The organism is Hymenobacter ruber, assembly GCF_054783255.1.
In genome coordinates, this window is the sequence record NZ_BAAGQX010000004.1 from 364,076 (window position 1) to 378,342 (window position 14,267).

13 protein-coding genes are annotated in these 14,267 nt (G+C 60.6%); 5 read left to right on the forward strand and 8 right to left on the reverse strand.

What is annotated here, in order from left to right:
• Nucleotides 1–242 precede the first annotated feature (242 nt).
• Nucleotides 243–2,528, forward strand: coding sequence for a pectate lyase family protein (locus tag ACYVM5_RS12085; protein WP_460618365.1), 2,286 nt, complete (start codon nt 243–245; stop codon nt 2,526–2,528).
• Nucleotides 2,529–2,644: 116 nt separating this feature from the next.
• On the opposite strand, the gene ACYVM5_RS12090 is transcribed toward ACYVM5_RS12085, so the two are convergent.
• From ACYVM5_RS12090 to ACYVM5_RS12105, 4 genes are all read right to left on the reverse strand, one after another.
• Nucleotides 2,645–2,884, reverse strand: coding sequence for a hypothetical protein (locus ACYVM5_RS12090; protein ID WP_460618366.1), 240 nt, complete (start codon nt 2,882–2,884; stop codon nt 2,645–2,647).
• 21 nt (nt 2,885–2,905) lie between these two features.
• Nucleotides 2,906–4,066 carry a DegT/DnrJ/EryC1/StrS family aminotransferase gene (locus ACYVM5_RS12095; RefSeq protein ID WP_460618367.1) on the reverse strand — a complete coding sequence of 387 codons (1,161 nt, stop codon included), beginning with the start codon at nt 4,064–4,066 and terminating at the stop codon, nt 2,906–2,908.
• Between the two features lie 161 nt (nt 4,067–4,227).
• Nucleotides 4,228–4,905: an acetyltransferase gene (locus ACYVM5_RS12100; RefSeq protein WP_460618368.1), complete on the reverse strand. Its 678-nt coding sequence runs from the start codon at nt 4,903–4,905 to the stop codon at nt 4,228–4,230.
• Nucleotides 4,906–4,914: 9 nt separating this feature from the next.
• A complete protein-coding gene (locus ACYVM5_RS12105) occupies nt 4,915–5,556 on the reverse strand; it encodes a sugar transferase (protein WP_460618369.1) in 642 nt (213 codons plus the stop codon).
• Nucleotides 5,557–5,742: 186 nt separating this feature from the next.
• On the opposite strand from ACYVM5_RS12105, the gene ispE reads away from it, so the two are divergent.
• Nucleotides 5,743–6,564, forward strand: a complete 822-nt coding sequence (gene ispE / locus ACYVM5_RS12110; protein ID WP_460618370.1) for a 4-(cytidine 5'-diphospho)-2-C-methyl-D-erythritol kinase — start codon at nt 5,743–5,745, stop codon at nt 6,562–6,564.
• 84 nt (nt 6,565–6,648) lie between these two features.
• On the opposite strand, the gene ACYVM5_RS12115 is transcribed toward ispE, so the two are convergent.
• The 3 genes from ACYVM5_RS12115 to tgt form a co-directional block, all read right to left on the reverse strand.
• Nucleotides 6,649–7,596: a DMT family transporter gene (locus tag ACYVM5_RS12115; RefSeq protein ID WP_460618371.1), complete on the reverse strand. Its 948-nt coding sequence runs from the start codon at nt 7,594–7,596 to the stop codon at nt 6,649–6,651.
• A 124-nt stretch (nt 7,597–7,720) separates the two neighbouring features.
• The gene (locus tag ACYVM5_RS12120) at nt 7,721–8,800 is read right to left on the reverse strand and encodes an LptF/LptG family permease (RefSeq protein WP_460618372.1); all 1,080 of its coding nucleotides are present in this window, start codon (nt 8,798–8,800) and stop codon (nt 7,721–7,723) included.
• Between the two features lie 134 nt (nt 8,801–8,934).
• Nucleotides 8,935–10,065 carry a tRNA guanosine(34) transglycosylase Tgt gene (gene tgt, locus ACYVM5_RS12125; protein ID WP_460618373.1) on the reverse strand — a complete coding sequence of 377 codons (1,131 nt, stop codon included), beginning with the start codon at nt 10,063–10,065 and terminating at the stop codon, nt 8,935–8,937.
• A 171-nt stretch (nt 10,066–10,236) separates the two neighbouring features.
• Here tgt and ACYVM5_RS12130 point away from each other — a divergent pair, with 171 nt between their 5' ends.
• The 3 genes from ACYVM5_RS12130 (at nt 10,237) to rsmG (ending at nt 12,832) form a co-directional block, all read left to right on the forward strand.
• The gene (locus ACYVM5_RS12130; RefSeq protein ID WP_460618374.1) at nt 10,237–11,385 is read left to right on the forward strand and encodes a glycosyltransferase; all 1,149 of its coding nucleotides are present in this window, start codon (nt 10,237–10,239) and stop codon (nt 11,383–11,385) included.
• Nucleotides 11,376–11,999 (forward strand): RNA polymerase sigma factor, encoded by a 624-nt coding sequence (locus ACYVM5_RS12135; RefSeq protein ID WP_070728736.1) that lies wholly within the window; start codon nt 11,376–11,378, stop codon nt 11,997–11,999. Before ACYVM5_RS12130 ends, ACYVM5_RS12135 begins: the two co-directional genes overlap by 10 nt.
• Nucleotides 12,000–12,214: 215 nt before the next feature.
• Nucleotides 12,215–12,832 carry a 16S rRNA (guanine(527)-N(7))-methyltransferase RsmG gene (rsmG, locus tag ACYVM5_RS12140; protein WP_460618375.1) on the forward strand — a complete coding sequence of 206 codons (618 nt, stop codon included), beginning with the start codon at nt 12,215–12,217 and terminating at the stop codon, nt 12,830–12,832.
• 207 nt (nt 12,833–13,039) lie between these two features.
• Here rsmG and ACYVM5_RS12145 read toward each other — a convergent pair whose 3' ends face one another.
• Entirely contained in the window at nt 13,040–14,020 is a 981-nt protein-coding gene (locus ACYVM5_RS12145) for a YheT family hydrolase (protein ID WP_460618376.1), read from the reverse strand.
• Nucleotides 14,021–14,267: the final 247 nt, after the last annotated feature.

Below are 14,267 nucleotides of genomic sequence, written 5' to 3' on the forward strand. Positions count from 1 at the left end.
TTTGCCTTTAACGGCAAAGTCCGGGCCATGGTACGCAAACGCGCCGATTGCGGGAAGTTTCGATGAAAACCCGCCCGCCCGCTGCCTGCCTACGGCCGGCGGCAACGATGCCGGGAACGTTTGCGCAACTATACTCGGGCTTCTTTCTTGCTATATACTCATTTGCTGACGCTTAGCGGGTAGGTTTGTGCAGACCTCTCACCAATGGCAACTGCCATTACCCACCCAAAACTGCTCAGACTATGAAGCACTTGTTCTCCTTACTCTTATTGCTGTTGCTGGCGCCGCTGGCGCTGCGGGCCCAGGCGCCCACCGTCGTAGAATCGTCCGGCTGGCTGGAATCGGCCTACGTGCGGTGGCAGCCGGTGACCAATGCGCAAAGCTATAATGTGTACTACACCGGCGGCGGCCTGGTCAACCAGAAGCTCGACGACCAGCTCATCCGCAACTACGGCACCTTCTACCGGGCCGATGCCATGGGCCTCACGCCCGGCACCTACACGCTCAAAGTGGCTCCCGTGATTGGGGGCGTCGAGGGCGCCGCTACCACAACCAGCTCCCTTACGGTGTTGGCCCAGGACCGCACCGGCTTTGCCTTCAGCGGTGCCCGCGTACCGGGCGCCTACAACCTCGACGGCACCCTGAAGGCCAATGCCGTCATCATTTACATCACCCAAAGCACCAAGAACACCGTTTCGCTAAACGTGACCGGGGCTACCACCAACCCCTGCGTGGGCCTGCAAACCATCCTCGACGGTTTTAAAAAGGGTCGCGATTCCCGGCCGCTGGTGGTGCGCTTCATTGGCCAAATCACCGACCTGACTTACATGCTGGCCGGCGACATCGTCATCGAAAACAACAACCTGGCCACTGGCGCCATCACCCTGGAAGGCGTGGGCAACGATGCCGTGGCCGATGGCTTCGGCATTCGGGTAAAGGGCGCGGCCAACATCGAAATCCGCAACATTGGCCTGATGAACTGCAACAGCGACGAAGGCGACAACATTGGCCTGCAACAGGACAACGACCACATTTGGGTGCACAACTGCGATTACTTCTACGGCGATGCCGGCTCCGACCCCGACCAGGTGAAGGGCGACGGCGCCCTGGATTGCAAAAAATCGACTTACGTTACCTTCTCCTACAACCACTTCTGGGATTCGGGCAAGTGCAACCTGCTTGGCCTGAGCGAAAACACCACGCAGGACCTCTACATCACTTACCACCACAACTGGTACGACCACTCCGACTCGCGCCACCCCCGCGTGCGTTTCTACTCGGCCCACGTGTACAATAACTACTACGACGGCAACGCCAAGTACGGGTCGGGCTCGACGGAAGGCTCCTCGGTGTTCATGGAAAGCAACTACTTCCGCAACTGCAAATACCCCATGCTGACGTCGATGCAGGGCACGGACGTGTTCAACCCGGCCACGCAGCGCAACGACTACACCAACATGCCCATCTTCTCGAACGAGGACGGCGGCACCATCAAGGCCTTCGATAACTACATGACCGGCCAGACGCGCTTCGTGCCCTACGGCGCCACCGGCTACCCCAACCCCACGGTTGATTTCGATGCCTACGTGGTGACCACTCGCACGCAAACCGTGCCCGCCACCGTTCACTCGGCGTATGGCAACAACACTTACAACAACTTCGACACCAACGCAGCCGTCATGTACACTTACACGCCGGATGCCCCCGCAACGGCCCGCACCAATGCTATGCTGTATGCGGGCCGCGTGAAGGGTGGCGACTTCCAGTGGACCTTCAACAACGCAGTGGATGACGCCTCCTACGCCGTCAATGTGCCGCTGAAGGCCGCGCTGACGGGCTACACCACCGGTCTGGTTTCGGTGCAGGGCATTGTGCCCCCCACCACGGGCGGCGGCGGCACGGGTGGTGGCACCGGCGGTGGCGGCACGGGCGGAGGCAGCAACGCCTCGGCTATGGTGCACAACTTCACGGTATCCGGCACCACCAGCACCTTCTACACCATCACCGGCAACCTTTCCACTTCGCAAGGCACGGTGGTCTACAATGGCCTGAACCTGACGCAGTGCCTCAAGCTGGAGTCGTCCACGAACGTGGCCTTCACCACCACCGCCCCGGCTACCCTCACGCTGGTATTCAACGATGCCTTCAGCGGCGCGGTTAAAATCGATAATGTGAACCAGACGGTAAATGCGGGCCGGCTCACGATGTCCCTCGCAGCCGGTGCTCACCAAATCACCAAAGGCGTAACCGCGAACATTTACTACATGAGCACTGCCTATGCGCTGAGCACGCGCAACCCATTGGATGGCCTGGCCATTAAGGTGTACCCGAACCCGGCCGCCGATGAAGTGACGGTAGCCTGGAAGACCCAGCAGGCGTTTTCGCTCTACAGCATCACGGGCAGCCTGGTGAAAACCGGCGTTACCAACCAGTCGTTCGACCTGAAAGACGTGAAGCCCGGTGTGTACCTCATCCGGATGCGCGACGAAGATGGCTACCTGCGCACCAGCCAACTGCTGAAGCAATAAGTTTCTGACGTTGCGCGTTGCGCGGCCCCTGCGCCCATTAGCTGGCAGTGTACAAACCAGCTTGCCAGGTTCTCCGGAGGGCCGTTAAACGAAGAAAGCGCCCCCTGATGCTAGCATCAGGGGGCGCTTTCTTCGTTTAATACTCTGCTAAGTTCGGGTCGTCTTACTGCCACCGCACGCCCGCAAATCCTCCTTTCCGCAGCATCTTTCCTACCCCCAATGGTTTGCGTGCCGCCACCGTGAATAGAATGCTCTTGATTGGCTTTTTTGGCCAGCAGCAGTTCTTTCAGCGAAAGAAACTGCGCCTGCGCCCGGCCGGCAGCCAGTAGTGGTACAGTAATGAGCAGGGGGCTCATGTGAGTTTTGGCAATGAAAAATTAGCCCAACGCCTCGCGCACGGCGTCTTTTACGCGGCGTAGCTCGGCATCGCCCATGGCCGAGCCGCTGGGCAGGCACAGGCCCCGGGCAAAAAGGTCTTCGCACACCGCGCCGCCGTACATGGGCGCGGCCACGAACAGGGGCTGCAGGTGCAGTGGCTTCCACAGCGGCCGGCTCTCGATGTTGTGGGTTTCGAGGTGCTGGCGCAGGGCCTCGGGCGTGAGGGTAGGGGCGGCGTTGTCGGGGTCGGGCGAGGACAGGAGGACGGTGGTGAGCCAGCGGTTGGAGCGGCTGCCGGCCGGCTCCGGGGCCAGGGCCACCGTGAGGCCGGGCACGGCGGCGAGGTGCTCGCGGTACCAGTCAAAAATCTGGCGGCGGCGCTTCACGCGCTCGGGCAGCAGTTCCATCTGGCCCCGCCCGATGCCGGCCAGGATGTTGCTCAGGCGGTAGTTGTAGCCGGTTTCGGAATGCTGGTAGTAGGGGGCGTCGTCCTTGGCCTGGGTGGCCAGGAAGCGGGCGCGCTCGGCCAGGGCTTTGTCGTAAGTCACGAGCGCACCGCCGCCGCTGGTGGTCAGAATCTTGTTGCCGTTGAAGGAAAACACGCCCACCCGCCCGAAGCCGCCCAGCGGCTGCTGCTGCCACTCCGAGCCCAGCGCTTCGGCCGCATCTTCCAGAATCGGAATGTCGAATTCCCGCGCCAGGGCCAGGACTTCGGGCAGCTTGGCCGGCATCCCATAGAGGTGCACCAGGATGAGGGCTTTGGGCTTTTTGCCCTTCGCGATGCGGTCCACGATGGCCTCGCGCAGGCGCTCGGGGCAGATGTTCCAGGTTTCGGCCTCGCTGTCCACAAACACCGGCGTGGCCCCGAGGTACACAATCGGGTTAGCCGTAGCCACAAAGGTGAAGGAAGGGCACAGCACCTCGTCGCCCGGTCCCACGCCCAGCAAAATCAACCCCAAATGAATAGCCGCCGTGCCCGACGTGAGCGCCACCGCATGCGGCACCCCCACCGCCGCGCAGATGTCGGCCTCGAAGCCCGTGATGTTGGGGCCGGCCGGAGCCACCCAGTTGTCCTCAATGGCCTTGTGCACATAGTTGAGCTCGTGCCGGCCGAGGTGGGGAGGGGAGAGGTAGAGACGGTCGTAATCCTGGCTACGCATGGAAGGAATGAGAGCAAATTAATACTGTTGGATATAGATTCTACCTGTCATCCTGAGCGCAGCGAAGGACCTTATCGCGTTTGTGCCGATTGGACTACTGCAAACTGCTTCGACGTGATAAGGTCCTTCGCTGCGCTCAGGATGACAGACGATTTTTAGTGTCAAATTGCCCGTGCCGGCACACCCACCGCCGTCACATTCGCCGGCAAATCGCGCACAGCTACCGCGCCGGCGCCAAGGATGGTATTCTCCCCGATGTGCACCCCTTGGATAACGGTGGCATTGGTGCCAAGGTATACGCCTCGGCCCAGCCGGGCCGCGCCACTCACGTTGGCATGCGGCATCAGGGAGCAAAAATCGGCCAGGTCCGCATCGTGGCCCACGGTGCAGCCCAGGTTGAGCAGCACAAAACGGCCCAGCAAAATGTCACAAGTCAGAATGCAGCCCTGCTGAATGATGCAGCCCGCGCCTAGCGCAATGCGCTGCCCCGGTCCCAGCGCCACCGCCGGATGCACGATGCTCGGAAAGCTGAGCTGCGCCGACGTGAGCCGTGCCACCACGGCCGCCCGGCTGGCCGAGTTGCCCACGGCCACGGCCACCGCCAGCGGCTCGGGGGTGGCATTGAGGTCGGCACTGGTGCCGAGGTAGGGGAGGCCGCCCACGGTGGGCGTATCGGGCGCGTGGTCGTCGTAGAAGCCGCGTAGCAGCCACGTCGGCTGGGTCTCATTCAGCTGTTGGAGGAGCACCAGCACCTCACGCCCCAGGCCGCCCGCCCCGAAGATGACGAGCGACGGCAGCGCCTCGCTCACGTCGTAGTCAGAAAAGAAGAGTTGCGTCATAAATAAGTATTACGAAGAAGGCGGCAGCGGGGGACTGCCCCGAAACGCTGTCGTAGTGGCCTCACCGGCCGCCGTGATGCCACGCGCGCCCAGCACCCGCCCGGCGGTGCGCCACAATATCAGCAGGTCGAGCCGCAGCGACAAGTGGTCGACGTACCACACATCGAAAGCAAATTTTTCTTCCCAACTGATGGCGTTGCGGCCGTTTACCTGCGCCCAGCCGGTGAGGCCGGGACGTACCGCGTGGCGGCGGGCCTGCTCCGGCGAGTACAGCGGCAGATACTCCGGCAGCAGCGGGCGCGGCCCCACCAGGCTGAGGTCGCCGCGCACAATGTTCCAGAGCTGGGGCAGTTCATCGAGCGAGGTGGCGCGCAGCCAGCGGCCCAGCGGCGGCAGGCGCTGGGCATCGGGCAGCGGCTGGCCGGCGGCATCGCGGGCGTCGGTCATGGTTTGCAGTTTGTACAGGGTGAACAGCTGCCCGTGCCACCCCGGCCGCGCCTGTCGAAACAGCCAACGCCCCCGGTTCTGCACGGCCGCCAGCGCTGCCGCGCCCGCCAGCAGCGGCAGCGTGAGCAGCAGCAGCGGCCCGGCCAGCGCGAGGTCGAGCAGGCGCTTGCCGTGGCGGGCGTAGAAGGTGGTGGGGGTGGGCACTGGGTTGAATGAACGGGTGGGCAAAGGTCGTGGAAGAACGTCATGTAGAAGAACGTCATGCTGAGCGCAGCCGAAGCATCTCTACCGCGCAATGCAATCCAATCGACTACAACGAAGCGGTAGAGATGCTTCGGCTGCGCTCAGCATGACGTTCTTTTGTTGTTCATTCCTCAAGCGCAGCGCTCCATGCTCACCTTCCCCAACGCCAAGCTCAACCTCGGCCTCTACGTCACCCAGCGCCGCCCCGATGGCTTCCACACCCTCGAATCGGTGTTTGTGCCCCTGCCCTGGACCGATGCGTTGGAACTGCTGCCCGCACCCGCCGGGGCCGCCACCAGCCTCACGCTCACCGGCCGCCCCATCCCCGGCGACCCGGCCACCAACCTCTGCCTAAAAGCCTACGAGCTGCTGCAAGCTGATTTCCCCGCGCTGCCGCCCGTGCAGATTTACCTGCACAAAATAGTGCCCATCGGGGCCGGCCTGGGCGGCGGCTCGGCCGATGCTGCCTTCGCCCTCAAAGCCGCCAACGACCTGTTCAGCCTGAATCTTTCTTTTGAAACACTGGAAAGCTACGCCCGCCGCCTCGGCTCCGACTGTGCCTTCTTCATCCAAAACAAGCCCGTGCTGGCCGTGGAAAAAGGCGATGTGTTCGAGGAAATTGAGTTGAATCTGAAAGGTGTGTCCTGTGTGGTGGTTTATCCCAACCTTCACATCAGCACCGCCGAGGCGTATGCCCGCATTACTCCTCAGCCACCGAAACACCTGTTGCGTGCGGCCCTGGCCCGGCCCATGAGCACCTGGCGCGCCACGGTCAGCAACGATTTTGAGACGGCTCTCACGCCCAGCCACCCCGTGCTGGCCGAAATCAAGCAGCAGCTTTATGATGCTGGGGCTGCTTATGCGAGTTTGTCGGGCTCCGGCTCGGCTGTGTACGGCTTGTGGGAGAGCGGGGAGCCCGCCGCAATGCCGTGGCCGGCGGAGTACACGGTATGGCAGGGCGTGCTGTAGAGACGCATAATTGCGTCTCGTCGTTAGACGGTTTAAGTAAATAGAGCTTAAAAAGCGCAAACGACGAGACGCAATTATGCGTCTCTACACCGGCATCGCCGGCTCCAAATCAGGCTCCTTGTCCTTCATCAGCCGCGCCACCAGCGGGTGAATGAGCACGCTGAGCACGATGAGCAGCGTACCAATGTAAAAGCCCGTGCTCATGCGTTCGCCGTTGAATTGCGGGGCGTGCAGCAGCCCTTTGGTGTGCAGCCAGTAGATGGCCGCCGCCATCGAAATGCCATACACCGGCTCCAGATTGATGGTCAGGTTCACGGCGAAGGGCGAAATCCGCTTCATCAATTCCACCGAGGTGGAGAAGGCATATACTGTGCAAACGCCAGCCAGCAGCAGCAGCCAGAGCCAGTCGTAGCCGTGCCACGCCAGCTGCAAACCCTGCCCCTGCGTGAAATATTGGCTGTAAATCGGGAAGAACAGCACGATGCTCAAACACGCGCCCAGCATCTCGTAAAACGTGAGCCGCAGCGGCGGGTGCGTCTTAATCAGCTTCGAATTTAACACGCTAAATAGCGCCGACAACCCCGCCGAGAGCACCGCCACGCCCAGGCCCAGCAGCTGGTCCAGCTCGGCCTGGCTTACCAGGTAGAGGCCCACCATCGTAATTAAACCCAACCCCACCTCGTAGCCGCGTACCCGTCGCCACAGCAGCAGCGGCTCCAGCAGCGAGGTCCACAACGCCAGCGTAGCCAGGCCCGCCAGGCACACGCTCACCGACGACAGCCGCGCCGCCAAAAAAAAGGTAATCCAATGCGCCGCTACCAGTGCGCCCACCGCCAGCAGCCGCGCTGCCTGCCCCCATGACACGCGCCAGGGCATGCGCCGCGCCACCAGCAGCACCGCCAGCCCTGTGGCCGCCAGCAGCGTGCGCCAGAACACCAGCTCCACCGGTGGCACCGTCAGCAGCTTGCCCAATATGGCCGTGAAGCCCCACAGGAGCACAATAAAATGAAGCTTGAGGTAGTCGCGGAGCATAATAGTAGCGCGAACTTTTAGTTCGCGTATCGCCGCAGCGCGGCGAGAATCGCATGAGAAAATCTGCGGTGTCGTACAACGCCAGTTTGTTGTGGTGCAGCAATACGCGAACTAAAAGTTCGCGCTACTTCGGCACAAACCGGTACAACGCCAGCCCAATCACCGAGAAAATGGTGCTGGGTATCCACGCCGCCACCAGGGGCGAGAGGCTGCCCACCTGCGCCAGATTTCGGCTCAACATCACGAAAATGATGAACACAAACGCCAGCACGAAGCCCAGCGCAATCTGCCCGCCCACGCCGGCCCGCGACTTTCGGGCGCTGAGAATAACGCCAATCAGCGTGAGAATGACGATGGAAAACGGGTAAGCATACCGCTCGTATTTCTCGCTCAGGTAAAGCTGGGTATCATCGGCCCCGCGCTCAATCTTGGTGCGGATATAGGCATTCAGCTCCGGCAGGGTGAGGGTTTCGGCCAGCTTGTAGGTACTGGCGAAGTCCTTGGGAAACAGGTTCAGCGTAGTGTCGCGGGCGGGCACAGATTTCAGCGTTTCATCCTGCGGGCCTTTGAAAGTGCGTATCAATTGCGGCGATAAATGCCAGACGTGCTTGGTCGAATCCCAGTTGATGGCATCGGCCGTGAGGCGGCGGCGCAGCACGGTGCTGTCCACGGTTTCGAGGGCGAAATGGAAGCCGATGTTGCTGATGTTATCATAGCTCTCCATGTACACGTAGCTGCGCGGCCCGATTTTGATGTGCACGTTGCGCCCCTGGAACCGGTACGGCAATTTGATATACGCCCGCTCAAACGCCACCCGCGACTTATTGCCAATGGGCAGCACCCAGCCAATCAGCCCGAATATCATCAGCCCCACCACCGCGCCGCCCATGGCGTAGGGTAGCATCAGCCGCCGAAAACTTACTCCACTGGCCAGAATAGCCACAATTTCCGTTCGGGCCGCTAATTGCGCCGTCACAAATACAACGGCAATAAATATGGTAATCGGCGAAAGGAGGTTGGCGAAATACGGAAACAGATAAATGTAATAGCCGAAAATAATTTTCGACATCGACAAATTATGCTGAATAAAGTCGTCGTTCTTCTCCGTGAAATCAATCACGCAAATCACCGTCACCAGAATTACCACCGAGAAAAAAAACGCGGCGAGAAATTTCTTAATGATGTATTTGTCGAGGATATTCATAGTTGGAATTCCGTATTTAATAATAGCACGTCATGCAGAGCGCAGCGAAGCATCTTGCCCGCCACCACTGATTCGTTGAAACACGCGAGATGCTTCGCTGCGCTCTGCATGACGTTCTCGTAATTCACAATTGCTTACAACCGCGTCATTAGCTGCTTCACCATGCGCTCTTTCCAGGGACCAAACGTGCCGGCGATGATTTCCTTGCGGGCCTCTTTCACCAGCCACAGGTAAAACGTGAGGTTGTGGGCCGAGGCAATTTGCGGCCCCAGCATCTCCTGACACTGGAAGAGGTGGCGCACGTAGGCGCGGGTGTAGAAGTTGCTGGCCGCGCCTTCCAGCACGGGGTCGATGGGCGTGAAATCGGTGGCGAATTTCAGGTTCGTCACGTTCATGATGCCCTGCGTGGTGAACAGCATGCCGTTGCGGGCGTTGCGGGTCGGCATCACGCAGTCGAACATATCCACGCCCAACGCAATATTTTCGAGGATGTTGGCCGGCGTGCCCACGCCCATCAGGTAGCGCGGCTTGTCCTTGGGCAGAATGTCGCAGACTATTTCGGTCATCTCGTACATCAGCTCGGCCGGCTCGCCCACACTCAGCCCGCCGATGGCATTGCCCTCACGGCCCTGCTCCGCGATAAACTCCGCCGAACGCACCCGCAAATCCTTAAACGTGCTGCCCTGCACAATCGGAAATAGTGCCTGCTGATACCCGTAAAGCCCCTCGGTGCTGTCGAAGCGCTGGATGCAGCGCTTCAGCCAGCGGTGCGTCATGTCGAGGGAGCGGGCGGCGTAGTCGTACTCGCAGGGCCAGGGCGTGCACTCGTCAAACGCCATGATAATATCGGCCCCAATCACGCGCTGAATGTCCATCACGCCCTCCGGCGAAAACAAATGCTGGCTGCCATCGATGTGCGAGCGGAATTTCACGCCCTCCTCCTTAATCTTCCGGGTGTTGCTGAGCGAGTACACCTGGTACCCACCCGAGTCCGTCAGAATCGGCCGGTCCCAGCCGTTGAATTTGTGCAGGCCGCCGGCCGCTTTCAGCACGTCCAGGCCCGGACGCAGGTAGAGGTGGTAGGTGTTGCCGAGGATAATCTGGGCCTGCACGTCGTCCTTCAGCGTGGCCTGGCTCACGGCCTTCACGGTGCCGGCTGTGCCCACGGGCATGAAAATGGGCGTTTCGATGGTGCCGTGGGCTGTTTCGAGGCGGCCGGCGCGGGCTTTGGTGGCGGGGTCTTGGGCGAGGAGGTCGAAGGTCATGCGGGAGCGGGGGAGAATTGTAGCGCGGACTTTGTAGTCCGCGTCCCCGCGCTATTATCGAATCGTTGAAATGGCGTGGGGACGCGGACTACAAAGTCCGCGCTACTTCCCACAAAGGTAACCCGCTCGTTTCGCGCCCCGTACTTTTGCGGGCTCATTCGTTCCGCTGCTTTGTTGCTTCCACCCGTACCCGCGTCCCCGTTTTTCTGGCTTTTGTTGGCGTGCGTGCTGGTGCAGCTCTTCTACGCCGCGTATTTCTTCTGGCCCTTCGCGCGCCGCGCGCCCGAAGCCCCGGCCGATGCGCCCGGCCCCGACACGGAGCCCGTGTCCATCGTCGTCTGTGCCCGCAACGAGCTCGACAACCTGCGCCGCCTGTTGCCGCTGCTGCTGAAACAGGATTACCCCGCCGCCTTCGAAATCGTCCTCATCGACGACCGCAGCGACGACGATACTTATTTATACGCCCAGCAGCTCGCCCAATATTACCCCACCACCGTGCGCCTCGTCACCATCGACCGCACCCCCGACGGCTTCGCCCCCAAGAAATACGCCCTGACCCTCGGCATCAAAGCCACCCGCTACGCCCGCCTGCTCTTCATCGATGCCGACTGCATCCCCGCCACCAACCAGTGGCTGCGCCTCATGCAGCGCGGCTTTTCGGTAAATGACGGGGCTGATGTGGTCCTCGGCTTCTCATCCTACACCGAAGCGCCTGGCTTTCTCAACCAGCTCATTCGCTACGAAACGCTGCTCACGGCGGCGCAATACCTCAGCTTTGCCTGGCGCGGCTGGCCCTACATGGGCGTGGGCCGCAATCTGGCCTATACCCGCGCCTGTTTCACGGCTACCAAGGGCTTCGCCTCGCACATCCGCCAGCTGAGTGGCGATGACGACCTGCTGGTGCAGGATGCCGTGCGCCACGGCCAGCGCGTGGCCGTGGTGGCCGACCCCTCGGCCCACACCCTGAGCGAGCCCGCCGAAACCTGGGCCGCCTGGTGGCGGCAGAAGCGGCGGCACCTATCCGCTGGCCGCGCCTACCGTCTGGCCGACCGTTTGCGGGTGGGCACGTTTGTGTTAGCCAACATGTTGTTCTATCTGGCCACTGCCGTGCTAGTTTTTTCGCCAAACAATTGGGTACCTTTGGCAGTGGTATGGGTTCTCCGAACGTTGTTCGTGAGCGCCGTGTATGCACGTCTGAGCCGGCGGCTCGCTCAGCCCGTAATCGTCGGGCTCCTGCCGGTGCTCGATGTGGTCTATTTTATTCAATACCTGGCTCTGGGAATCTCGCTGTTCCTTAACCGCACCCTTCGATGGAAGTAAACAACCAAGACATTCAAAAGCAGTTTTCAGCCAAAGCCAAGCACGACTTTAAGCTAATTCGCGCCGCCGTGGACCACGGTGACGAGAAAGCCTACGCCGAGCTGATGCACATTTACAAAAAGCCCGTCTATCACGTGGTGCTCAAGATGGTGCGCAACCAGGACGACGCCGAAGACCTCACCATCGAGGCTTTTGCCAAGGCCTTCCGCAACCTGCACAAGTTCAACCCCGAGTATGCGTTCAGCACCTGGCTGTTCCGCATTGCCACCAATAATTGCATCGATTTTATCCGCAAGAATAAAATCAAAACCATGTCGATTGACTCGGCCATCAAGGTTGATAATGGCGACGAAATCACCATCGATTTCCGCGACAACGACCTGAACCCGGCCGAGCACGCCGTGCGCAATCAGAAAATCGAAATCATGCGCCACGTCGTGTCACGCCTGCCCGATAAGTACCAGCGTCTCGTATCGCTGCGCTATTTCGACGAGCTTAGCTACGAAGAAATCGCCACCGAGCTCAAGGCCCCGCTTGGCACCGTGAAAGCCCAGCTGCACCGTGCCCGCGAGTTGCTCTATGACATGGTGAAGCACACCAAGCAGATTATTTAAGCAAAAAGCCCCGGCGCAAGTCGGGGCTTTTTCGTTGCGTTTTGGTTGGCCGAAAGGAAAAAAGAATGTCATGCAGAGCGCAGCGAAGCATCTTTACCTAGAGAGTAATTAACGCCGTTGCAACGAAGCGGTAAAGATGCTTCGCTGCGCTCTGCATGACATTTTGGTGTTTGCCTTGGCGATGCAAACCGCCCAAACCATGCACCTTTGCACCCATGAACCTCTTGCAGCACTACTTCCCCGAACTCACTCCGCAGCAGCTCCAGCTTTTTCAGCAGCTCGAAACCGAGTTCCGCGCCACCAACGAAGCCATCAACCTTGTGTCGCGCCCCGACATGGAGAACTTCACCGAGCGCCACGTGCTGCACTCGCTGGGCATTGCCAAGGTTATCCAATTCCCCAAAGGCAGCGCCGTGCTCGACGTGGGCACCGGCGGCGGCCTGCCCGGCCTGCCGCTGGCCATCATGTTCCCCGAAGTGCATTTCCACCTCGTGGACAGCATTGGTAAGAAAATTCGGGCTGTGCAGTTCATGGCCGCCGCCCTGGGCCTGCACAACGTGACGGCCGAGCAAACCCGCGCCGAGCAGGTGCGCCAGAAATTCGATTTCGTGGTGAGCCGCGCCGTGGCCCGCCTCGCCACCTTTCACCCCTGGATTGCCCACCGCTTCAAGCCCCAGGGCGCGCCCGGCTCCGGCCTCTATTACCTGAAAGGCGGCGACCTGACCGAAGAAATTGCGGAATCCGGCCTCAAAACCAAAGTCACAGACTTGAGCGACTTCTTCAGTGAAGAATTCTACGAGACGAAAAAGGTGGTTTTTGTACCCGCAAAGTAGTCGCCTGTCATTGCGAGTGGAGCGGAACGCAACGCGGCAATCCGTCCTCTCAAAACCAGAAACTGTCTTTTACCAGAAAGCCCCGGCACTACGTAGTGCCGGGGCTTTCTGTTGGTAAAGAAAACTTAGTCACTTCTCAAGGCTGGTCGCATCGCGAGGACGGATTGCCGCATTCCGTTGCGCTCCACTCGCAAGGACAACTGACCCCTACGCCGGTACTTCCGCCGTCAGAAACTCCACTGCCCGCCGCTCCGAATAATACTCCCCGCTGCTCTCGGCAAAGCCAACGTGCCCGCCTTCCGGTGGCGTTTCGAGGAACACGAAGGGCGAATCAGCCGCCGTCTCCCGCGGGTAGCAGGAAGCCGGCAGAAACGGGTCGTTCTGGGCATTCACCAGCAGCGTGGGCACCCGAATGCCGCTGAGGTAGCGGCCGGAGCTGGCGTATTGGTAGTAGGCTTCGGCCGAATCGAACCCGTGCATGGGCGCGGTGTATTTGTCGTCGAACTGCGGAAAATTGCTCAACTCTTCCAGGCCTTCCAAATCAACCTGCCCCGGCATGAGTGCGGCTTTGTCACGAATTTTCTGGCGTAACGTCTTCAAAAAGCGGCGCATATACACCTGATTCTGCAGCCGGCCGATGTGCACCGAACTGGCTTTCAAATCCGTTGGTACCGAGAACACGGCCGCCCGTTGCACTTCGCTCGGCACGCGGGCCGCATCCTCCCCCAGGTACTTCAGCGTCACGTTGCCGCCCGCCGAGAAACCGAGTAAGTAGGCCCGCTGGTAGCGGCCGGTAGCCAGCGCATGGCGCAGCACCAGGTCCAAATCCTCCGTGTCGCCGAGGTGGTAGGAGCGGAGCAGGCGGTTCATCTCGCCGCCGCAGCTGCGGTAGTTCCACGCCAGCGCGTCGAGGCCGGCGCGGTTGAGGGCGCGCACCATCCCCCGCACGTAGGGCCGCGAAGCATCGCCTTCGAGGCCGTGCGATACAATGGCCAGGCCGTTGGTGGGCCGGTTTTCGGGCAGGCGGCTCCAGTCCAGGTTCAGAAAGTCGCCGTCGGGCAGTTCCAGGCGCTCGCGTTGGTAGGCCACATCGGGCACGGTGCGCCAGAGGCTGGGCACAATGGTCTGCAAATGGCCGTTGAACAGGTAAAACGGCGCCTGATAGTGAGATAGGGCAACGAGCGGCATGGCACGGAGGGGCTAAGAAGTGGCAGGGCGCGCTGGGTGGGAGGGGAGTACAGGTAAAGTTCGCACCTAATCGGCATGCATACTAATTTAGATTGCCCAAAGTGAATTTGGAATGAGTATTGGCGGTTTTGTGGATGACAATAATCCTTCCCTCTGAACAGAATGAGCTTGGCCTCAAGATTTTTGACGGCAGGGTTTGAATTTGTCAGGCGGATTCGTACCTTTGCCCTCCCAAACACAGAACTCA